At 58.8% G+C, this 21,752-nt stretch carries 17 protein-coding genes and 2 pseudogenes; 6 read left to right on the top strand and 13 right to left on the bottom strand.

The features are described from left to right. Nucleotides 1-238: 238 nt before the first annotated feature. From A2G96_RS11605 to A2G96_RS11585, 6 genes are all read right to left on the bottom strand, one after another. The gene (locus tag A2G96_RS11605) at nt 239-445 is read right to left on the bottom strand and encodes a hypothetical protein (protein ID WP_062799353.1); all 207 of its coding nucleotides are present in this window, start codon (nt 443-445) and stop codon (nt 239-241) included. After that, the gene (gene istB / locus A2G96_RS11600) at nt 442-1,209 is read right to left on the bottom strand and encodes an IS21-like element helper ATPase IstB (RefSeq protein ID WP_062797542.1); all 768 of its coding nucleotides are present in this window, start codon (nt 1,207-1,209) and stop codon (nt 442-444) included. The genes A2G96_RS11605 and istB overlap by 4 nt, the downstream gene beginning before the upstream one ends. Then, entirely contained in the window at nt 1,196-2,698 is a 1,503-nt protein-coding gene (gene istA, locus A2G96_RS11595; RefSeq protein WP_062797539.1) for an IS21 family transposase, read from the bottom strand. Before istA ends, istB begins: the two co-directional genes overlap by 14 nt. Before the next feature lie 765 nt (nt 2,699-3,463). Then, complete coding sequence (locus tag A2G96_RS11590) at nt 3,464-4,465, bottom strand: hypothetical protein (protein WP_147316357.1); 1,002 nt, start codon at nt 4,463-4,465, stop codon at nt 3,464-3,466. A 100-nt stretch (nt 4,466-4,565) separates the two neighbouring features. Further along, nucleotides 4,566-4,853: an H-NS family nucleoid-associated regulatory protein gene (locus A2G96_RS32415; protein WP_082818915.1), complete on the bottom strand. Its 288-nt coding sequence runs from the start codon at nt 4,851-4,853 to the stop codon at nt 4,566-4,568. Between the two features lie 417 nt (nt 4,854-5,270). Beyond that, nucleotides 5,271-5,471: a hypothetical protein gene (locus A2G96_RS11585; protein WP_062799349.1), complete on the bottom strand. Its 201-nt coding sequence runs from the start codon at nt 5,469-5,471 to the stop codon at nt 5,271-5,273. A 632-nt stretch (nt 5,472-6,103) separates the two neighbouring features. Here A2G96_RS11585 and A2G96_RS32410 point away from each other — a divergent pair. Then, nucleotides 6,104-6,184, top strand: a pseudogene (locus A2G96_RS32410) (H-NS family nucleoid-associated regulatory protein); the annotation flags it as partial. 27 nt (nt 6,185-6,211) lie between these two features. Here the strand turns inward: A2G96_RS32410 and A2G96_RS11580 are convergent. From A2G96_RS11580 to A2G96_RS11555, 6 genes are all read right to left on the bottom strand, one after another. Continuing rightward, on the bottom strand, nt 6,212-7,270 hold the full coding sequence (locus tag A2G96_RS11580; protein ID WP_062799347.1) for a DMT family transporter: 1,059 nt from the start codon (nt 7,268-7,270) through the stop codon (nt 6,212-6,214). Nucleotides 7,271-7,458: 188 nt separating this feature from the next. Next, nucleotides 7,459-7,776, bottom strand: coding sequence for a hypothetical protein (locus A2G96_RS11575; RefSeq protein ID WP_062799346.1), 318 nt, complete (start codon nt 7,774-7,776; stop codon nt 7,459-7,461). A 103-nt stretch (nt 7,777-7,879) separates the two neighbouring features. After that, on the bottom strand, nt 7,880-8,176 hold the full coding sequence (locus A2G96_RS11570; protein WP_062799344.1) for a hypothetical protein: 297 nt from the start codon (nt 8,174-8,176) through the stop codon (nt 7,880-7,882). A 1,787-nt stretch (nt 8,177-9,963) separates the two neighbouring features. Beyond that, nucleotides 9,964-11,067, bottom strand: a complete 1,104-nt coding sequence (locus tag A2G96_RS11565; RefSeq protein WP_062799342.1) for an IS5 family transposase — start codon at nt 11,065-11,067, stop codon at nt 9,964-9,966. Between the two features lie 885 nt (nt 11,068-11,952). Further along, a complete protein-coding gene (locus A2G96_RS11560; RefSeq protein ID WP_043355224.1) occupies nt 11,953-15,951 on the bottom strand; it encodes a PIN domain-containing protein in 3,999 nt (1,332 codons plus the stop codon). Nucleotides 15,952-16,067: 116 nt separating this feature from the next. Continuing rightward, the gene (locus A2G96_RS11555; RefSeq protein ID WP_052495059.1) at nt 16,068-17,003 is read right to left on the bottom strand and encodes a LysR substrate-binding domain-containing protein; all 936 of its coding nucleotides are present in this window, start codon (nt 17,001-17,003) and stop codon (nt 16,068-16,070) included. A gap of 410 nt (nt 17,004-17,413) precedes the next feature. On the opposite strand from A2G96_RS11555, the pseudogene A2G96_RS11550 reads away from it, so the two are divergent. Beyond that, nucleotides 17,414-18,040: pseudogene (locus A2G96_RS11550) on the top strand (aspartate/glutamate racemase family protein); the annotation flags it as partial. Between the two features lie 63 nt (nt 18,041-18,103). Beyond that, the gene (locus A2G96_RS11545) at nt 18,104-18,943 is read left to right on the top strand and encodes a D-alanyl-D-alanine carboxypeptidase family protein (RefSeq protein WP_052495066.1); all 840 of its coding nucleotides are present in this window, start codon (nt 18,104-18,106) and stop codon (nt 18,941-18,943) included. A gap of 261 nt (nt 18,944-19,204) precedes the next feature. Here the strand turns inward: A2G96_RS11545 and A2G96_RS11540 are convergent, their stop codons facing one another. Next, nucleotides 19,205-19,585: a winged helix-turn-helix transcriptional regulator gene (locus A2G96_RS11540; protein ID WP_043355288.1), complete on the bottom strand. Its 381-nt coding sequence runs from the start codon at nt 19,583-19,585 to the stop codon at nt 19,205-19,207. Nucleotides 19,586-19,678: 93 nt separating this feature from the next. On the opposite strand from A2G96_RS11540, the gene A2G96_RS11535 reads away from it, so the two are divergent. From A2G96_RS11535 to A2G96_RS11525, 3 genes are all read left to right on the top strand, one after another. Continuing rightward, nucleotides 19,679-20,083: a DoxX family protein gene (locus A2G96_RS11535; protein WP_043355290.1), complete on the top strand. Its 405-nt coding sequence runs from the start codon at nt 19,679-19,681 to the stop codon at nt 20,081-20,083. Nucleotides 20,084-20,095: 12 nt separating this feature from the next. Beyond that, the gene (locus tag A2G96_RS11530) at nt 20,096-20,827 is read left to right on the top strand and encodes an SDR family NAD(P)-dependent oxidoreductase (RefSeq protein ID WP_043355291.1); all 732 of its coding nucleotides are present in this window, start codon (nt 20,096-20,098) and stop codon (nt 20,825-20,827) included. Between the two features lie 98 nt (nt 20,828-20,925). Then, nucleotides 20,926-21,564, top strand: coding sequence for an NAD(P)-dependent oxidoreductase (locus A2G96_RS11525; protein ID WP_043355292.1), 639 nt, complete (start codon nt 20,926-20,928; stop codon nt 21,562-21,564). Nucleotides 21,565-21,752: the final 188 nt, after the last annotated feature.

Raw genomic sequence — 21,752 nt, 5'->3', positions numbered from 1 at the left:
ATACGTCACGCTGGCCGAGGCGTGCGCCGTCGGTGAACACGTCGCGCTTGTCGATGCGTGCACCGCCGGCGTAAATGTCGTTGACTGCGGCGCGTCCGCCGTCGGTGTAGGGGTCGCGGGGACGGTGGTGTTGACGGCGGTGTAAAAGCGACAGTAAATGGCGGCGTATGGTTGGGTCAGAAGGTCAACAGCAAGGGGCCGCATGCGGCCCCTTGCTGTTTGGGTTGGATGGTGCAGGCTAGAACGGATCGTCGAGGCTTTTCTCGGAGAGCGAGCGCTGCTCACGCAGCAGGTCATGCAGTGCGAGCTGGTAGTGCGCGCAGATTCGCTCGCGTAGATCGTCGATGAGTTCGACGACGGCGAGGGCCTGTTCTGGGGACCAGTTGTCTGGGATCAGGAAGTCCAGCCCGTTGGTGATTCCTGAAGGCAGGTGCAGATGCGTCATGATGGCTTTTTCTCCGCCCGGGCCACGCTGCGTTTCTTTGCTCGCTGATCGGCCCGCTCACGCGCTTCCTTGACGCGATACGACTCGCCCTCGATCGCGATGACTTCGGCACGATGCACCAGTCGGTCAACCAGCGAGACGACGCAGGCGGCGTTCGGGAACACCTCCGACCATTCGGCGAATGGTCTGTTTGTTGTAACCACCGTACTGGTGGCGCCATATCGGCGACTGATGAGCTCGAACAGCAGATCGGCATGTCGGTTCGAGTACGACAGGTAGCCGACCTCGTCGATGACCAGAACGTCCGGCGAGGCATAGCGGTGCAGGCGTCGACGCAAGGCCGAATCGCTGTCGAGGGCGGCCAGCTCGCCGAGCATCTGGCCGGCGGTGGTGAACAGCGCTGTGTGCCCTTGGACGAGCGCCTGATAGGCCAGATTCAGCGCCAGGGTCGATTTGCCGACGCCGTTCGGGCCGATCAGCACGACGTTGGCCGAGTCCTTGACGAACTCCAGCGACATCAATTCTTCGACGGCGGCCCGGTCGCAGCGCGTCGGCCAGGCCCAGTCGAAGTCGCACAAGGGCTTGAAGTTGCCCAGTCGGGCATCCCGGATGCGTCGCTCCAGCGAGCGGCGCGAGCGCTCCTCTTCTTCCCATTGCAGCAGCGGCGCCACCCAGCCGGCGTCGGCGACCTCCGGCCAGTGTGCCAGTAGCCCATGCAGGCGCAAGGCGTTCGCACGGCTTTGCAGGTTCTCAGGCGTGTTCATTGGCATCTCCCGTGAGCTGATCGTAGATGTCGAGGCGGTGGGGTATCACCAGCTTGTCCTTGTGCCGGACGTGTTCAGGTAGATGGATACCCACGGGCGGCGGTGCCTGGCGCGCCTCGCGCCGGCGCTCCAGCGCCAGGCGCACCGGATTCTGGTGAGGCGCCGCATCGCTGGCGAGGATTTCCTCGATCGCCGCTTGCAATTCAGCGGCGCCATAGCGGTCGAGCAGCCGCAGCAGGTGGGTGGTGATGTTGCCCAGATTGCCGCCCCGTTCCGCTGCGCGCTGCAGCAGCGCCTGGCTGGCCGGCGCCGCCCGAGCCAGATGGTCAAGTCCGCGATGGTGGCGGGCTTCGCGTTTGCGTTCGACCAAGGCATTGATGTGCGCGGCAATCTCTATCTGCGCGCCGCGATCGTAACTGCGCTCATGAGTGGCGAGCAGTTCCGTGCCATCGAGGATGCGTACCTGCCGGGGACTGGCCCGCACCGTGAGCGTGCGTCGCACATGCGTATGCGGGATCGTGTAGTCATTCAGATCGAAGCGCACATACGGTGTCTTGCCGACCTTGACAGCCAGTTGCAGTTCGCATGGATAGGGATTCTCCGGCAAGGCGAGCAGGCTGGGCTGCTCGCGGGAGAACGCCTCGCGTACGCTGATCGTCGGTTCTTCCCGGCAGGGACGATCGGCCGCAAGTCCCGCACACCAATGGGCGGCTTGGGCGTTGAGCTCATCGAGGTCGGTCACGGTGCGTCCGGCGAAGAAGCTCTCGCGTACATAGCGGATGGCGCGCTCGACGCGCCCCTTCTCGTTGCCACGGGCGACGGCAACCGGCCGGGGCTCGTAGCGGTGATGCGCCGCGAACGCGAGCAGTGTCGGATGGAAACGGATCGCATCGCCCTGGCGTTCCAGCACGGCACTCTTCAGGTTGTCGTAGAGCAGGACCCTGGGAAGGCCGGACCAGGCTTCGAAGGCACCGGCATGGCCGGCCAGGAAGCTGTCCATGCGTGCATCAAGGTAGAAGCGCAGATAGATCTGCCGCGACCATGACAGCACCATCACGAAGGCCATCAGCGGCCGGCGTGCGCGGCCGATCTGCAGATGGCCGAAGTGACCCCAATCGACTTGCCCTTGTTCGCCCGGCAAGGTACGCAGACGCAGATAGGCTTCCGGCTGTGGGCGCGGCCGGTGCAGCGCGATCATGTGCCGGAAGTGGTGCTGGCTCCCGCGGTAGCCGCGTTCGGTCACCATCGCATACAGGCGGCTGGCCGTGAGCGACGGGAACTTCTTCAACGTCTCATGGATGAATGGCAGGTAGGCGTCGATCTGCGACGGCCGCTGCACGCTGCCAATCCTGGGCAGGCCGGCCTGCGCCAGCACACGCTGGACGGTGTCGCGGTGCACATGCAACTGGCGCGCGATGGTGCCGGCGCGCCATTTCTCGACGTGGTAGTAACGCAGGATCTGGGCTTCAAGTTCTACTCCAATGGTCATGGGTCGTGTCCTGTGCGGTCAGTCGTACGAACATCACGGAAGACCCGACGACGCAGTGGTCCGAGGCGGACAAAGCCCGAATATGTGCAACGGCAGAAGTGGCAATGCTCAGGCACCGGTGTTGAGGCGCCAGCGGGCGCCGGTGCTCTGGCCGGCGTCGTCAAGGTCAGCGGCAGTAGAGCATCGGCGGCCTGCGCGGCGGAACCCTGATGCGTCACTTTCTTTTGGCGACAGCGGTAGCGGCGCATCCGCTCCGCGTGCGCCAAGCGGCCGCGGCGGCTGCGTTGATAGCGCTGAGCGGCCTCGCGCAGGCTGGCGCGACGCGCTGCTTGCGAGCAGCCGCCATTGCAGTAGATCTGACCGCGGTCGCAGCGGCGGCAAACAACGACCTGCGCCCGGCAATGGGCGCACACAAAGAGGCGGCCCGTGGCCGGCATCGGCGATCCCCCAGTCATGCCGAAACGGCCTCGACGGGATGGACGAGCCGTGCCATACTGGCTCGGCACGCGCGCCCTTGGCACGAGTGGGGCACGACATCGGGATGAACTTGGCGGTTTGGACCGGTGTCGTGCCTGTTTCTTTTCGGCGGTAAAGCCAACCTTTTTACCGCATCCCCACTGCGACGTCACCACCTTGCGGAATGCCCATCACCGGGCGCGTCTGCACTCGCCCTACGGGCTCGCTCCGACGCGCCCGGTGGCCACCTTCAATATCGAATCAGAAGACCTCGAGACAATCCTGCAATGCAGGAGTTGCTCCGCATCTTTAAGCCGCGCCGCCGTTTAGTGCCGGTTTTAGACAGCCATTCACAGGGGTGGCCATGGGGCTTCCAAATCCCAATCTCGCGAACCCCAAACGTTGATGATCCAGATGGAAGGCGATGTGGGCATTGCGTGCTTCGCTGGGATGGGCGAATGGCAGATACTGATATGCGTGGCCACCGGATTGAAATTCCAGGATTCCGCCAGCTAACTGCTCGGTGATGGCCATGATTCCCCCCGGCCGGTGGACCCGCGTGCGTTGTCTCAACAGTCGCCAGGGCGAGTCTCCCCAGGACATGATCGTTACGTCGTCAGGGTGGTAATGCGGGCGCGTACCGGCCAGTAACGCCTCGAAGCCGTTCAGACAGCCAGCGTAGCCCGCTTTCACAGGGCCAGTGACGCGTTCATCGGGCGCGCGGTAGTCCGGGTAGATGTTGACGAACAGGAGCGTGCCCAGTTTCCCGGACAATAGGGGCTCGGTCACGGCGGCGAAATAGCGCCTTGCGACGGACTCGTCGTTGTCTGGCAAGAGATGCAGGCCATCCTGCCGCATGGGCCAGTTCAGCCTGTGTGGCTTACCCTCACGCTTGGGCACGATCGGATACCAGTCGTGGCCCACGATGATCACCAGGCGGCGCACCGGGGCTTTGCCGTAAGTGCGATGCAGAGCGTGGTCCGTCCAGGGACTGATGCCGAAGCTAAAGCCAAGGTCGTGCTGCCTGCAGAGCGCTACCATGCGGGCGGCCAGCGCCGGCGCCGATATGGCGCGGCCGTTCTGCACCTCGGTATCGAGTTTCTCCACGGTTGTACTGAAGGACTCGTACTTTTCGAGCGTTGCCCGATGGAAATCCGACGTTAGGTATGACCATGGACGCGTCCGCGCGGTATCCCAGTAGCTCGCTAACTCCGGGGTAATGCGAGGAAAGATCTCACGGTAAGCCTCGATGATTCGCTGCGCACCTGTACGGTCGTAATGCATCGCTCTCGAAGAAGTATCGACTGGCATGGAGTTCTGGGAACTGTTCTTGGCTTTCTATGCAAGGTGAAGCAAGCGGTGCGCTGGTCCGCAAAGTCATGCCGACAATCACAGCCGCGATAAGCGCATCCTATGGCTTTACACGAAAATGCTCGATCGACTGGCCAGCGTTCACGGCGCGCTGCAGCCAGTCCGGCAGATCGCCGTGACCATCCCACGCGTGGCCATAAGCGTCTCGGAAGCAAATCGGACGGGCGGAGGCATTGGCGAGCGACGCTCCTTCAGAAAAGCAGCCTGCGTTCTGCAGGTCGGCCAGATGCAGGCCATATCTGGCCATTTGCGTCTTGATCCATAGGATCGTCTCGGCGCGCTCGCGCAACAGTTGGGTGTCGGAATCCTGGAGAAGGGCAGGAGGCATGCTGGCGAAAGAGCTAGGGTCGAAGCATCAGGAAAGAAAGGACGTTCGGAAGGCACCCGCCGGACAGGGCAGGGCATCGGGGCCAGACGCAAGAGTATTCTAACTGGTGCGCCACGCCCCAGGTCTACGCCTGACCTCGCCCGCAGCTAATGCCTGCGAAGCGACTGCCTAACGCATTCCCGCATTAGCGGCAATCAATCCGATAGAGACGGGTCAACCCACTTTTGTCGGAAATCACTGCCACATATCATGAATTGATAGTCCGTCCGCGCGAAAGATGGCGTGCGCGGCCCAAGCGAGGAGGTAGGCCATTGGACGGGAATTGAGGATGAGCAACGGCGTCAGACTACCGCCGTCCAGAGGGCCCAGACGTACGTGGGGGTTGGGTTGCCGGGGCGCGGCGGTAAAACCAAGCCCTTATCGAATGCTGCGGACGGCTTCGAGCATCGAGTGTCCTTGGCTGGTCAGGCGAGGATAAGCACTGCCACTATCATGCCCGTGTTCCATCGTGACCAGCTTGTGGGCTAGCAAGCCGTCCAATTGATCAGGTTCGAGATCATCGATATCGTGCGCATCGCCAAGCAAGAGTAGCGCAGCGATTTCGTGCGAACTTAGCATGGTGGCCTCCTTTGCCGGGGTCGGAAAATGGAACCTACGATAGCTGGTCCGTGGATCGAACTCCACGAAGGATGAGGGGAATGGAAATGGACTCGCCGGTGTCAGGGACACGCAGGACGCGCACACCGAGGGGCCACCTTAAACTGATTTTTTGCCGGAAGCAAGTTAAGACTGTGCTGCATCGCAGCGCGGCTTTCGCACCAGTGGTCGCCAGCCTGCCGAGCGATTCCGCTCGAAGCTATGGCCACGCCGCGGCTGTGAGGGACTTTTCGCAAACTTGATGGAAGAGCTGATGCTGTCCTGCACACAGACCTCACCGTCCAAGATGCCTCCCGAGGGTAGGGCAAATCCGAGAGTGGACTTCGTTCGACAATGTGGCTCGCACGACATCAAAGGATAGTCAGCGGCAGCCAGCTTTGACGGGCCCGCCAGCGAGCCAGCCAAGGGATGCCTCCGGCTTCCACCATAGTGGATCCTAATGACCCGAAAAAGTCAGCGCAGCATCTTCTCTCACTTATTATCGGTCATTGCTTCACGTTGATCCTCCTGGCCCAATTTTCCTTGAATTCAAGTGGCATTACATTGAGGCTTTCCTATTGGATTGAGCGCCCCTGATGATCGTGTCAAAAGAAAAGACTTGGTCCGGCCGTGGTCGCCAACCGGCATGGCTTGGCAAGAACCCCAAAAGGTTCCTGATCGCAGAAGAAGCCTAGGTAAGAACGGTATTCATCTCGGCCACTTCAGTGCGAATGTCTGTGATGAATATCCGGATAGTGAGGATGCTTGTGAACTATCGGGGCATGCCTGTGGGCATGCGTGTGCGGCTCCAACCCGTCCCACGGAAAATCATGCTCATGCTGGTGATGTTCGTCGTGGCGGTGGGCATGGGTGTGTTCCATCGCCTCGTGGATATGCTCATGCTCGTGCCGTTCCCGCAGATGCAGCCACACGCCTAACGCCATCAGCGCTGCAGCAAGCCAAAACAGGACACTGGGTATCTCCGGCCATAACGCGAAAGAGATCGCCACGCCAAACAGTGGTGCCACCGAGAAGTAAGCCCCCGTCCTGGCGGTACCAAGGTGGCGAAGCGCGATCACAAACAGCGCCAAGCTCACACCATAGCCAACGAATCCGATCAGCAGCGCCGATGCCAGCGGTAGTCCGGCCGACAGCTTGGCGCCGGCTGCCAGTGCGAATCCGGTATTGCATGCACCTGCCACCAAGCCCTTCAGGCACGCGATCAGGACGGCGTCATTCGATGACACCTTGCGGGTAAGGTTGTTGTCGATTGCCCAGCATCCGCAGGCTGCGACGATAAGCAGCGCACCCGGGGACAAGGCGGCGGCCTCTGGTTGCCAGGACAGCAGGACGCCTCCGGCAACGATGGCGATCATGCCGAGCACGATTTGCCGGTCGGCATTCTCTTTGAACACAATCCAGGCGATAAGCGCGGTGAAGACGCCTTCGACGTTCAACAGGAGCGAGGCAGAGGCGGCGTTCGTGACGACAAGGCCGGTCATCAGAAGCGCCGGACCAGCAACGCCGCCAGCCAGGATCGCTCCCAACAGCCATGGAATCTCGTGACGTGGGATTGGCGGTTGCGATGGCGGCTGGTTAGCAGGCTTCCGAGCAAGCCGTCTTAGAAGCAGGTATCCACCTAGACCCAAACCGCTCCCCAGATACAACAGGCCCGCTAGCAACAGTGGCGAGACAGAACCCGTCAGGGTTTTGGCCAGCGGCGTACTTGCTCCGAACAGTAGTGCAGCAGCGAGCGCGGGGGCGGCAGAACGAATGGACATGTCAGACAGTGCGATGGCAACAGTTATGTTTCAACAAACGCTGCAAGAAATTTCGCCTCCCGCCGGCAGGTGGCCCAGCAGGATCATTGAACATAACGGTTGTGCGATTTTTGCATTGCATAACCATGCAGGGCGGGCGGTTTAGGCAGCGCTTGGCCCGGCGACTCCGCAAACGTCCTCATGAAGGACTACTCGGGCCCGCGGACGATTTCTCCCCACGAATCTAAAGAGGTCGCGGTTGTTCGCTTCACCGGGGCGAGGACTTGCAGCGCGATGCTAACGAGTTGGACCGGCCTGATGAGTTCGCGGTCCACATCGTGAATTTTGGCTTCCGTGGTATAGATGGCTTGCTGGTCTCCTGCAGTTCGCCACGCTTCCTTCAAGACGGCGTTGTAATGCCCGGTACTTTGCGTACCGCTACCGTCATTGCTGATATCGACAGCAGCAAGCAGCGTAGCTGCTTCCTCATCGCCGTCTGGCAGCAGTTCAATGCGTACCCGCAACATAGTGGTTCCTTGCCTGATTGGTTCACCGGATGGGCACCTTAATGCGACGCGCCTTCCGTATCAAAGACGGAGGGCGACCGAAAAGGGGGGCACGAAGGCGTTGCTACTGGGCTTGCTCCATGTCGATAAGCTTGGCTCGAAGTGTTTCGACGAGCCAGCAGAGGAAACTTTCCCATCCTTCCCGGGTAATGGCTAAACCCTTGCCACCCTCGACCAGAACGCAAGTTGAGAGATCTCTGTCGGTAAGATCAGGCTGCAGAAGCAGCCAACGAGCAAGGATGCTCTCCAACTCGTACGGGACGTCATGCAGGTAGAGGTAGGAGCCGACTTCAGTCTCGACGTAAGGAAGCCCGGCCGGCAGCCAGGCCGACAAGAGCCGCATCTTCTGTTGCAGTGACATAGCAGTTCTGGCTAAGACAGCCCGTTCCGTTCCCATCTGTGATGGTAAAGCGGTTTTCAGTGGGCGAGTCAGAATGTTGGCCGAAGTGACCTTAGAGGGAGCCACGCACGGCTGCCAGAGCGCTGCCACCTGAACGTGAGCCAGAGCGCTGACACCCGAACGTGAGATGGCCGGGTCGAAACCGTCCAGGACCTCTCAGCCGAAGATTTCTTCCCGAGCGGGAAGTTTTGCGTGCTTGTAGAGACTGTGCCGCTTGGATCTTCCCGAACGGGAAGAAAATCCGCGCCCGAACCCAAGTCAGGCAGCTAAACCGCGACGTAAAGCCGTACGGAAAAGATAAAAAGTGCCTCATAGATCAATGCATGACACTTTTACGTCGAGTTACCGGACAACTTTACGTTAGAGGATTTCAGGCGGACATTTGAACTTTGCCAGAACCGGACATTACAACTTTGCCGCTACAGCTTTTTTTCGCATAATGTATCTTATGTTAAATAACAGATAGCCAGCACCTGCGATCCGCCCAGCGCCCCCAACGCTGCTAGTCGAAAGACGCAAAACTATGTTTGATCGCGACGTAAATACGTGTCCGAATGCTCTTCGGCTCATACGCGCCAAAACAAACATACTTTTTCATTTGCATCCCTTACTGCCCACAGTTTTGTTATCGGCCGAATGCCTTCGACCCGTGCGATGATGTCCAACGCATACGTGCCGCAGGAGTTTACATGGCCGCTCAAGAAGATGGGCTAAGCATCTCACCGTTTCCTTCTTCCCTGAGGGATCTCCGAACTCTATGCCAACCAGGGCATCCTTGCGATCCCGTCGATCGCGCTTTACATGATGGCGCGTATCAGGAGCTGGGGACTGTACTGCAGTGGCTGTCTGGATTTGCTACCCATGCTACGGAGCGTGCCTATGAGAAGGAAGTCCATAGGTTTTACTGCTGGGCGCTCTTCATCGATCGAAAGCTGTTGGCCGAAATCACCCCGTCAGACCTAGACTTCTATGATGCATTTCTCCGGGATCCTCCAGACTCCTGGTGCGGAATGCGCAATCGGCGTCGTACTGCCGGAGATTGGCGGCCGTTCGAGGGAGCTTTGTCGGACGCGAGCTGCTCATTCGCATTTCGCGTCTTGGAAAGTTTATTTTCGTTTCTGGTCGATTTCCGGCACATCCAATATAACCTCTTCCGCGAGCGACGAATCCGTCGGAAGAAAAGTGCCATGGGATCCACAAAGCCCTCGAGATCCCTGCCCCTTTTGTCGTTTGTTCGATTACTCCGAGAGCTCGAGTTAGAGTGCGAGAAGTTTCCAGTCGGACATCCAGCGCATGACGAGGCCGAGCGGATGCTCTTCGTAATTCGGTTCATGGGAAACACTGGCATCCGCGGGGAGGAGTTGGCCTGTATCCGCCTGTCCGATTTGTTTTGCTACAAGTCACCAAGCTCCGGAGATGAAACGTGGTCGCTTTCTTTAAGGAACGCGAGCGGGCAGCAGGCAAGGAAGATTGTCCTGAATCCTTCGGCCAAGTATGCCATTTACAGATACTTGGCGGCACGTGGTATCCACATTCCTCCTCCTCCGTCAGCAACGCCCTTGGTATCCCGGCTCCACGGAGACGAGCAAGCTGTTCCTTTAGCAGGTTGCTGAAGTACTCCCCGTACAAGAGGCGAGGCTTCCCCCTGCAAGGCAGTAGGCTTGCGATTTTTCACAATCTGGAAGCGGGACGTCCCTACATCGATTTTTTCGGCGGTTTGGCGCCCGATTCCGGCCTCATTACCGCGATTACTGCAACTGCGGACGGATTTGTCCCAGTGAGCGCATGCGCACGAGGTTGTAGGCGGCCATGCTCAGCACGAACATCTGGTCGACTCGCTTCAGTCCACGCACCATCACCTGGCGCATGCGCCCGACAGTCTTGACCCATCCGAAGCCTTGTTCGATCAGCTTGCGCTTTTGCTGCGAAACGGCATACCCGGCGCTGCAAGCAATGGCATCAGGAACGGCCGAGCGGCGCCCCGAGGTGTTCTGTGCCACGTGGGGCGTCACCTTCAGTTCCAGGCAGGCTTGAATGAACTCTTGCGCGTCGTAGCCCTTGTCTGCACCCACCGTGATTTCGGTGTTCGGGTCGTCCGTCACCTGTCGGGCATCGTTGAGCATCACCTTCGCGGCCTCGCGCTCAGCATGTCCGTCCGCATTGGTCACCATGGCGCTCACCACCAGGCCGTGACGGTTGTCGCTCAGGGTATGACCCATATAGCGAAGTTCACTCGCAGTTTTGCCCTTGCGGTACAGCTTGGCATCGGGATCGGTCTTGGACTCGTGCGTCTCGTTGCTGCGCGTGCGACCTTTGAAGTTGGCGCCGTCGTTGTCGTCCTTGTCGTCGCCGCCGTCCTTGCGCACGAAGCTCTTGTGGCCTGCCCACGCCTGAATCAGCGTGCCGTCCACGCTGAAGTGCTCGCCCGACAGCCAGTTCTTCTTCTGCGCGATGGCCAGCACCTCGTTGAAAAACTGGATCACCGCATCATGCTTGATCAGCCGCTCGCGGTTCTTGGTGAAGACCGTGGGCACCCAAACGGTGTCGTCCATCGACAGCCCGATGAACCAGCGAAACAGCAGGTTGTACTGCGTCTGCTCCATGAGTTGGCGTTCGGAGCGAACGCTGTAGAGCACCTGCAGCAGCATGGCCCGCAGCAACTTCTCCGGCGCGATGCTGGGCTGGCCACCCTTGATATCGTCCTCGTACATCTGTGCGAACAACCGGTCCATCTTTACCAGCGCCTGGTTGGCCATGGCGCGGATCGAGCGCAGCGGGTGGGACTTCGGCACGAAATCATCCAGCCTCCGCATAGTGAACAAACTTTCCGTGAAGGTATCTGCGCCGCGCATGAAAGTGGAGTTGGATGGGTTCCTCAAATCAACGCTTCAGCCAGTTGTCGCGCTGACGTCCACCGGAGGTATTTCAGCGGCCTGTTAGGCCGGGACTCAATCTATGGAATAGTAAAAAACGCCGTGAACCTCGTTGCCGACAGGATCGAACACAAAAATCCGGATGAAGCTGCCCGTTTTAGGAAGGCAACTCCCCATTGGTTGAGGGTCACGTATCGTCGAATGAACGTAGATTCTCGGCAAAATGTCTACGCAATCCCAAGGATGAGTGCTTAGCTTACGGCATATCGGCACCGCTGCACCCGCCCAGGGCACCACCATTCGGCATATGGATACGCGAATAGTCTCGGCATCGTTGTCACTGGCTGGGTTACCGGCTATACGAGCCTGTGGAGTGTTGTGCCGCCGCCAACTAGCGCTGAATCTGAAAATCCTCTAACTGCTATTTCTCGTTCACACATCGCGCCACGCTCGAGTGCTCAGGTTCGCCTTCAGCGCAATTCTGAGCCATAGAGACGAACAAAAGCCCGCTTGCGCGGGCTTTTGGCGGCCACCAATGAGACATTGGGGTGGCCTCGTAGGCTAGGCCTGCTTCCATTATGCCATCGCGAAGCAGGGCTTCATCTATCTCGCAGACGGGGGCAGATTCCAACTGCCGCCGATAGCCTGAAGATGGGCCGCACTGCCAAGGCAGCCAATTGCCTGGCGGTCACGGCAAAGCGTCGGTGGACGCGAGCAGAACGCTTATGATTGACTACTAGCCACGCATTGCTGCCACGATATCAGCGGATTGCCAAATGCACGTGCGTCATTCATGCGCAACGTATAGGTGATGCGACGAAAGCTGGCCTGCCCTGCCCTACGCGTTGACCCGTCGCCGTCCTATTAGCTTGCCGTTGCCGGTGACACCGTGACGTTTGTGAGCGCTTTCGCATTTGGCTGATGAACGACGAAGCCGGTTCTGCAATAGAGCGCTCCGATCGCGGGCGGCTCTATCGCGCCGCCCTCCCCGGCCAATGCAATTCCCGTTTCTAAGCCATGCTCCAGCACGTTGAGAAATTCAGCCTTGTCTTCCCTGGGAATCTCTCGTGTAGCGGGATACGGCGAGGTATAAGCAAACAACATGTCCGCTACTTGCCGCAACCATCGGGCAAAGCCCTCGCGCATTCCTGTGACGTTATCCTTTCTGCGAAACAAGCCATTGGCGATAAATTTCACGAACTCTACAACTGCGCCGTACTGCATGGACACGTTTGGCATTCCTTGAATCAGGTCGCGCGCTAGGCCGATCGCGTACCGGCGATTGAGCGCGGTTGCGAGGTGGGTGGCAACAAATTCAAGCGTCCGCGCCGCCATCTGCGGCTGCTGGAGTCCCCAAAAGACGTCATCTGCATGAAGGGCGAAAACGGTGCGATTGTGCAGCGCCGAGTTGAGGGCGAACTCTGCGTGATCACCACGTGAGATCTTGCCGTCCTGCAAGCCCTTCATCGCCACGAGATAGGGGAACACACCCTTGATACCAAACACTCCATAGACCCAGTTCCTAAGGCGTTCATCCACCGAGAACAAGGCTGCCCCCTTTTCGAGGCACAACGCGAGCGCGTCATAGGTATCTGTATCGAGAAGATCCTTTAGAAGGATGAGTTCGTGAGGCATTTGCTCCGGCCCATACACCGGGCAAACTTCGCAGTGTTCGTCCATTAGCCTCAATGCTTCGGTATATTGGCTTGCCTTCCACTTGCGAGCCTCTTCCGTGATAGGCAAGAATGCGAACTGCCCATCTATATCGGCCGCATGTCCCTCTGCGCGAGAATCCAACGCCTCGACTTCCGCTTGTTTGAATCGATCGTAGGTCCCCCGGCAAACATACACCCGTGGCAACACTGAGAGAAGATCACCCTGTCCAAAGCGGACAAGTTCAGCCAGCGTGAGCGCGTCCATCACAACGGGGAACGATTGGTCGAGCAACAATGCACTTGCGGCCTCAAGCTCTGGCGCTGTGGTGACACCACTTGCGAGCGGAGGGTTGCGCTGGTCCCAACTGAAGACCATTTGCATGCCGTCGGCGCCGAGCATTTGCGCACACAAGCCAAGCGGAAGCTTGCTCTCGGCGTATTGCTCCATTACCGATTTGCTACGTTGCGTTTGCGCCTTGAGTCGGTCATGGATGGGCGAGACATCCAGGTTCCCATCCTCTTTCTCGGTCAGGCTGAAGAGCTGCAGACCAGGCGCGGGTTCTAGCGATTTCGACAAGAGTTCGTGCGCGTACTCGCCCAGTCCTTGATGAGCATCACTGATCTCACGAATCGTGAAATTGCGAACATCGAACGTTCCCTCGATGTCAACGGTGTCGCCGCATGCCAGTCCTAGCATCGTTTTCGCCAGCGGGCTGTCCGCAGCAAGGAATCTCGCAGATTTCGGCAGATCCGTCATGCCTGCAGGATCGATCACGATTTTTACGATGCTCCTGTCCGCGCCCTCAAGCGTCACCATGGAGCCAGGCCTCACCTCCGGAAAGTGTGTTCTACCGTGTCTGGCTCGGTGACCGATCAAAACTCCCATTAGATAGGAGGAGGCGGCACTGACGTCGTCCATGTTCGAGCGGAACATGCGATAAAGCCGCGCGTACCCGACCTCTGGCTTGCCATACTGCAACTCTGCCGCCGCCAAGTGCGCGATCTGCTTCAGGGTCCCCGTAAGACGCTCGGGCGCCTCGCTGAAGGCGTTTCGGATTTGTGCGGGTGGTCTGGTATGAAGAACAACTTGGTACCAAAAGACCCATGCTTCCGCCCGCTCTGGATGGGCCTCGCGATGCAGTCTCGCAAGCAGTTCGAGCTGGCTCCAGTCATTGGCTTCTTGTGCGACGCCCATCGCTAGGCGGCGGAAGGCGTCATCTGAAAGCCATTCGGGTGGCACTTTTTCCAGGAGGTCTTTTGACTTTCGCCGGTACCCACCAAACAATAGGGCACGCAGTCGTCGCGTCTGAATTGGTAGGCTGCGGCCGCTGGGGTCCACCGACTCCAAGAGGCCGACGGCGTCGGAGAACTGATCGGCGCGAATCAAAATATCCGCGACGATCAGACGCTCGCGCGAACTCGAATGGGTGGAGACTCGCTTCTTTATGACCTCGACAAACCGGAGCGCTTCGCTGTCACGGCCGGCATTGAGCATCAGCCCCGCAAAGGCGCTGAGTGTAATCAGATCAAGGCCATCAGCGGGCGTCTCACTGACTTCCTTGACCACCTTTTCGGATTGGCCGGAGTTGCACGCGCACACCATTTCAAGCAGCTTGACAACCGGTTTCTCGTCCGGCGCATGCTCGCGCAATGCGTGAGTGATGCGAGCAAATGCCTCGGACTCGCCTCGGTTTGCGGCCGTTTCGGCCGCAAGGAGCAATCCGTCTTCGTCCAGCGCATTGAGGTGGGCTATGGAAAATTTAACAAGATCCTCGTGCCGGCGGAGGAAGAGCAAGGATCCGATGTGTAGGGCGGCCACGTTATCGGCATACTCAGGAATTTCCGTTTCGATTCGCTCGCATATGGCGAGCGCCACGCCAGGCTTGCCGGTTAGCATGTGGGCAAGCGCCACGTGCGAGGCAGCTTCGGCCCTGTGCTGGCTATTTTCGATCCGCCATAGTTCTGTTGCCGCAGGCTCGAACGCGGCGATTACCTCATCGAGACCCTCACGCAAATCTTCGGCGTAGGCGTCGAAGTCCGCGGAAATCCCGTCCTTTCCTGCGACGCTAACGATGATGCCTGCGGCCCCTTTGCGGGTGAAAAGGCCTGCATCCTTTGCGCGTAAAGCTCGCCGTGCGTAGGTTACCGCCAAGTCGCTCTGTTGCCGATAAAAGGCGTAGGCCATCATTTGCAGCGCATCTGCTTCTTCTCTGAAGCGCGCCGGCAATTCGGCTTCCGTCAAGTCCTCGTTCTCGCAGATTCGAGCATTGGTAGCCGCTAGCCAAACATGGAGCGAAAGCGGGAATAGGCCTAGCAGGCGTGCCCCTTCAGCGTTGGCAAGCTTGAGGTCTCCCTGGATGATATGCGCTCGGATTTTGTTAGCGGCGATGCGCTCGTCATCCCAAAACAGGTCATAGGCACGTAGAAACCACTCAGCAGCGACCTCCTCACGATTCTGTTGCCAGTGTGCAATGCCATTCTGAAGAGTCCAGCGCGCCTTCTGATGTCTGTCGAAGCTCGCGATCTCGGTTTCGAGAGTGGCAAGCAACTCCTGCGCAGCCTGAAATTTCAGGCCGCGCAGCAGGTCGTTCACCTTGTCAAGCTGCCTCGTCACAAGCCCATTCGGTGAATCTGTCCGACCTGTAGGCAACATCTGCAATAGTGCCGCCTTGAATGTTGCTTCCATCGTCGCAGGCATGGCAGCGATCTGCGCCCCAGTCCTTTCTCCCTGCTCACGTAGCACCGCAATGGCACCGCCCGCGCTGTTTGGGGAGTATTTCGGATGCAATGCGTCGTATCGTTGGATGTGGTTGCATATCTCGGTCCACGATTCCACTTCGACCAAGAATTGGCCATTGGCCTGCCGAAGGTCGCTGACTTCCTGTGCGTGCTTGACGAGCGCCGTGTCGCTTGCAGCTGTCGTGGCAATTATGAGGCGGACAATCTTCCAACCCGCCGCGTCGGCCGCGGCAACCTCATCATCAATTGTCTTGGTGGTCACCCCGCCATCGACATACCGCTTGCACTGGATGCCAATTCGACCGGCTCTTGATGTAACGAAAATGTCTACACCGCCCTGCTTCTGCCCTGATCTGCCGTTCCTCTTTGGAGTCGGATCGTCGAACACGACACCGTAGACATCCGTGCACATGTTTTCGAAGCTGTCAGCATTCGTTGGCTTTGAGATCTCGATCTCGAACGCGCGCATTCTGTAGGCCTTTCTAGTTCTGTGTCGACGGATGACCCTTGCAACCATTCCGCGGTCATTGCTTCCCCGCATTCTGCCAACAGGTCCCAGCGACTCCCCTTCCCTTCGCCGCTTGTTCAGACTGGAGCATCATCTTCGACGTGTTCACACGATGAAGTATTGTCCAATGACTGCCACAGGTCTTGCAGCGTAGGGTTGGCGTTGGCAATCGCCCGGTAGCACCTGATTTCCAATTGAGCAGTCCAGGTGTCGTGGCCCGCCTGGACGAGGCGTCCCGCTGCGATCTCCTCCGCAACCGCGCTTACCGGTAACCACGCAACGCCGTATCGCTCGACCACCATCTTCATCAGCAACATCGCCATGTCCGCCTCGTAGCAGCTACGCAGATGGTACGGTGCGTCGGCGCTGTTCAAGATCATATCGACAACGCGTCCCATGAATGTCGTGGCCGTGTACGCGAGGTACGGGAGCGGAGCGTCGGTCGTGCCCGGCAGCGAAAAGATCGGTTTGCCGCGGTCGTCTGGCGCAGATACAGGGATGAAATCCTCATGGCCTAACGTGATGCCGGCGAACTTGTCGCGGTCGAGCAGGATCGGCACGAGTGGATGGTGATAGCCGATCATCAAGTCGCAACTGCCTTCAGCCAATGCGACGACGGCATCGTGAACGTTCGCTGCGACGACTCGCGCATTGAAATCACCGGTTTGTTGGTGGAACTGCTTCAACCACCTTGGCAAGAACGTCAACGAGAGCGTATGGCCGGCGGCGATCTGGATGGAACGGCCTGGCATCTTTGCCTCCTGGCGCAGTTCCGAACGCAGTTCCGTAATGGCACCGACGGATTCTTTGCTTTGCTCGCAGAACCTGCGGCCAGCAGGCGTCAATTCGACCGGGTAGGTGCCTCGGTCTACCAATTCGACGCCAACCCAATCTTCCAGCGACTTTACGCGTCGAGAAAGTGCTGATTGCGTAACAAATCGGAGCTCTGAGGCCCGGGAGAAGCTGTGCGTCTGTTCGATCGCCAAAAGATCTTCGATCCACTTCAGTTGCATTTGGCACCTCTTTGCCGCTGAGGGTCACACGTACCCAAGTGGGCAGCCGAACGCCCACGTAAACCCCATGTATGGACCGAAAACGCAAGAAATAAGCGAATCCTGATCATCAAAGTACAGCATAAAGTGCGCTATGTGGCGCTCCAAGCAAAACTATTCTGGTATGGAATAGTTTCAATTTACATCCTCATAAAGTGGATTCCATTGCGCTCCTAGAATCCGGTTGGCAAACAAGGCGCACTGATGAGGAATGCGATGGCTATTCAACAAGATTTCAAGGGAACGCGGCGCGAGCATGACTTGCTTGGCTACCGCGAGGTGCCGGCAGACGCGTACTACGGCATTCATACGCTGAGGGCACTGGAGAACTTCCCGATCACTGGCGACCCAATCTCGCGTCCAAGGACCAGGATCACATTAAGATGGTCGTGGAGCAGAATCCGCAAATCCCGGATCGCACGGCAAATCTGCTGCGCCACGAAGCGGACCCGACAGTTGCACTCTACGCAACCTGCAAACGTCTGGAATCTGAGGGGGCAAACGCCATTGCGATCCCCTGCAATACCGCCCATGCGTATGTTGAGCGGATTCAGCCGCATCTCTCGATTCCGATCGTCAACATGCTGACGGAAACCATCGGACACATCGTCGGCAAGTATGGAAAGGGAACGAAAGTTGGACTTCTTGCGACGTCGGGCACGGTGGAGAGTCGGGTATATCACGATGCTGCCGCAGGGCAGCTAGAACTGATCACACCGTCGCCCGACTTCCAGGCGATGGTGATGGAGGCAATCTATGGCCCGACAGGCGTGAAGGCTGGCTACACGCAGGGGCACTGTGCAGCGTCGCTTCGGGCAGCCATCGAGCACCTCCAAAATAAGGGTGCGCAAGTCCAGATCCTCGGCTGCACCGAACTCCCGCTCGTTTTCTCGCAGACCGACAGCTTCCCGGTCGGAAGCGCGAGCGTCGCACTAGTGGACCCAACTGATGTCCTTGCAAAACGGTGCGTCCAGCTAGCGTCCTCCGCCCAGGCGTAGTCACCTACACAATGCTCTCCTCGAGGCGGCCTCACGCCTCGGCCCACGCACGACAGTTCATTGATGCCTTTTTTGCGCTTCACTCGTTTTCTTGCCGCCTCGGCATTTGCTTTCGGCGCCCTCCCCCTCCCCGCAACGGCCGCGCAGGCTCCACAGATTGCAGCACGCTCTTACATTTTGCTCGACAGCGGCTCGCATCGCGTCATGCTCGAGAAGAATGCTGACGAGCGTCTACAGCCCGCGTCGCTAACTAAAATGATGACAGCCTACGTCGTGCTTGACGCCCTGAAGGCGAGCACGATCAAGTGGGAACAGTTGGTGCGTGTGGAGGCCAGCGACCTTGCTCATGTGGGCGGCGACGAGGCAACCATGCGCCTCCAGGCCGGCCAGATCATCAGCATTCAGGACCTACTGACGGGTCTCATTGTTGTCTCAGCAAACGATGCGGCAATGGTCCTGGCCCGTACGGTCGCCGGGTCGGAGGACGCATTTCTAGGGAAAATGAACGATTACGCCAATCGTCTAGGGCTGAGTGCCAGTCACTTCGCCACCCCTTCCGGCATTACCACGCCAAACCACTACTCGACTGCCCGAGACATTGCCCACCTGTCGGTGCGCTTGACGGAGGATTTTCCGGTCTACCTGGCCTTCTCCGCTCAGCGGGATTTCAGCTATGGCAGCTTCACCAGACACAACAAGAATCGGCTGCTGGACGATCCAACTATCGATGGCCTGAAGACGGGCCATACTGCCAAGGCAGGCTATTGCCTGGCGGTCACGGCAAAGCGCTCGGTGGCCAAGGGCAAAGCGATGCGACGTGTTTTCGCTGTGGTTCTCGGCGCACCCTCCAACGATGGGCGCTTCGTCGCGGGCAGGCAACTGATCGATTACGGCTTTCATTGAGCCCGCTGCGGCTCTGAGCCGCTCGTCGCTGGGGATGGTCAACGGCAAGCAGCGGTATAGCCCTCTGACTGCATGTTGTGCCGGCGTATGGGGGCGCGCAATGCGAAGCACGAGAACTCCAGGTCGCCGTTGACGGGAGTTTGTGTAATTCCTGGCACGTTAAGACTCTCCCTCACTAGCGGGTTGACGATGCTCACCCCTGCGCTTGGCGAGCGTGATGCGAACCGGTGCCGGGGCAAACGCAGTCTCATGCCGGATGCGCTAACTCCCCTTTGCCCTGCGCCCGCGCGACGTCGGCTTCGCCGGCACACTTCTCCCATACTCATTCCACCACGCTGTCAGCGCCTCCATCGTGGCCCCCAAGCCGCGCGCCTTTGCCGTGATCTCGTACTCGACGCGCGGCGGCACCTCAGCAAACACCGTGCGCGATATTAGGCCATCCGCCTCCAATTCACGAAGCTGTGCCGTCAACATGTGCTGAGTGATCCCCGGTATGGCCTTGCGCAGTTCCCCAAAGCGATAGATCCGCTGGTTGAGCAGCCACATGATTTCCAGCTTCCACTTTCCCGACAGTAGCGCAAATGCCCGGCGCATTTCCTCGTGCATGTTGATCTCATCGCCGCCATTAGTCTTCTTTTCCATACTAACCACCAGTTTTTCATCCTACTTGCTGACTTTTAGCTTAGACGACATTCTGTTGCGTGTCGATGCAATCCCCCAGCTTTAGGAAACCTCATGACTCAAAGTTACGTGTACTGGATCAGCACGGCGCTGCTCTCCTTGCTCTATCTCGCTTCCGCGACGATGTATTTAGCCAAACGGGCTTGGGTTGTCCAGGCACTTACAGACCTTGGCTATCCCGGCTATCTCGTACCGTTTCTCACTGCGGTAAAGCTCCTGGGCGTGGCCGCCATTTTGGCGCGCGTCAGCGCGCCGCTAAGCGACCTGGCCTACGCCGGCATGTTTTATCACCTGCTGCTGTCTGGTTTGGCTCACCTTGGCGTCCGTGAACTGAGAGGTGCGCTGCCTGCGGTAGTCGGCGTTGTGCTGCTCGTTTCGTCGTTCGCAACACAGAACATCGCTCGCGAGACCCCGTCCCCCTACGCTCCATTTGCGGAGCGCCAAACATCCCTCAACTAACGGAGATCAACCATGGCTCGACTCAACGGAAAAGTCGCGATCATCACTGGTGCCAGCCGCGGCATCGCAAAACTGTTTGCCGCAGAAGGCGCCAAAGTGGCCGTTCTTTCGCGCACCCTGGCCAATGTGGATGCGGTCGTTGCCGACATTCGCGCTGATGGCGGAACGGCAATCGGCGCGCTTTGCGACATCGCCAATGCCGGCGAGATTAAGGCAGCGGTGGATAAAGTCGTCGCTACCTATGGCGGGATCGACATCCTCGTCAACAATGCCTTCGACTCATCCGCGCCGTTCTCTTCCATTACCGATCTGTCGACGGAACAGTTGCAGCGCAATTTCGAGATGGGACCGATTGCGTATCTGCGGACGATGCAGGCGGCGTACCCCTACCTCAAGGCGAGCGGTGAAGGACGTGTCATCAACTTCGGCTCAATGGCTGGTGTCCTGGGCTTGGTGGGATATGGTCCGTACAACATGGCCAAAGAGGCAGTGCGCGCTCTCACCCGCACCGCTGCCCGTGAGTGGGGCCCCGACAAGATCACGGTGAATAATGTACTGCCGGTGGCCGAGACATGGGGTCCGGAAACCAACGTCCCTCCGCCGACCAACCCGCTCGGCCGCTATGGTTCGCCGGAAGACGATATTGCGCCTGTCGTCCTGTTCTTGGCGAGTAAGGATGCCCAGTTTTTGACCGGATACAGCCTTACCCCCGACGGCGGCTCGATCATCGACAGCGCTCGATAGCTCGGAGCAACTGTCCGTGGTTCGAACACGTATGCAATGCTATCAAATTTGATCGGGCCACTAGCACCTGAGGCTGTGAAGCGGCAATTGAGAGAGAGATGAAAGTTACCCTTTTCGGAGCGACCGGGAAAACCGGGCCATCCCTTGTAAACGAGGGCCTGCAGCGCGGCTTCGAACTCACCGTCTTTGCACGTTCCAGCAGTAAGTTTGAGAACGCCAATGTGCAGATTGTCCGAGGCGAGTTTACCGATATTGACTTGTTGCGAGACGCAATCCGTGGATCAGATGCGGTGCTTTCGGCGCTGGGCCCTGCCAGGCAGCCACACCCGAAAGGTATGCCAATCACTACGGCGACCCGGGCAATCATCTCAGCGATGGAACGCGAGCAGGTGAAGCGGTTCATCGCGGTCTCGACCGGGACAGCCGCTGATCCTGGCGATGATTTCGACCTCAAGATCTGGCTGCCTGCCGCAATCATCAAGTTCGCGATGCCAAGTGCTTACGAAGATATGATCGGACTTGCAAGAGCGATCCGTATCTCGTCGCTTGATTGGACAATGGTTCGAGCGGCTGTATTGAAGAATCGCCACGCCGCGGAGCAACTCAACGTCGGCTTGTATGGTCACGCCAAGCATTCGCTGACGGTCGCCCGTGAAGACTTGGCCAAATTCATGTTTGATCAAATTGCGAACCACGATTTCGTTCGCCGGGCTCCCGGAATCAGCACCCGACAATGACTTCGGGGAGGAGACCGCTAAGCGCTTAACTGCCCGGCCCAGTGTTCATGAACGCTGATTTTCCGTCCTGCTTACAAAGCGGTAAAACACATCGATTTCCGGGACTGTTGGGAGTTGCACCGCCTTTCAGTCACGAACTGGACTCTCGGCGCATGAATGATGAGCGACCAAGAGTGTCGTACGGGACG

It is taken from the genome of Cupriavidus nantongensis (genome assembly GCF_001598055.1).
Lineage (GTDB): Bacteria > Pseudomonadota > Gammaproteobacteria > Burkholderiales > Burkholderiaceae > Cupriavidus > Cupriavidus nantongensis.
This window is presented reverse-complemented; position numbering and strand designations above follow the sequence as displayed.